Source organism: Neisseria sp. P0021.S007 (genome assembly GCF_051956855.1).
On record NZ_JBQCXA010001500.1, the window covers coordinates 1 to 471 of the forward strand.

1 pseudogene is annotated in these 471 nt (G+C 56.9%); it reads right to left on the minus strand.

Going from position 1 to position 471, the window contains the following annotated elements:
• Nucleotides 1–471 (minus strand): annotated as a pseudogene (locus ACTHUR_RS19930) (UDP-N-acetylglucosamine 1-carboxyvinyltransferase); the annotation flags it as partial.

A 471-nucleotide genomic window follows, 5' to 3' on the forward strand; every position in this document is an offset into this window, starting at 1 on the left:
GCGCAGTTTTCGAGGATGGTGGTGCCTTCAGCAAGTGTGGCCGCCATCAGCAGGTTTTCGGTACCGCCTACGGTCACGACATCCATGGTAACGCGCGTGCCTTTCAGACGGCCTTTGGCTTTGACGTAACCGTGTTCGATGGTGATTTCCGCACCCATGGTTTCGAGGCCTTTGAGGTGTTGGTCAACCGGACGCGAACCGATGGCACAACCGCCGGGCAGGCTGACTTGGGCTTCACCGAAGCGGGCAAGGGTCGGGCCCAAAACCAAGATGGATGCGCGCATGGTTTTTACCAGCTCGTAAGGTGCGCAGGTGTTGTTGACAGTGCCGCCGTTGATTTCAAATTCGTAGATGTTGTCGGTCAAAACGCGTGCGCCCATGCCTTGCAGCAGTTTTTGGGTGGTTTTGACGTCGGCGAGCATGGGTACGTTTTTCAAGCGTAAAGTGCCGGAAGTCAGCAGACCGGCACAC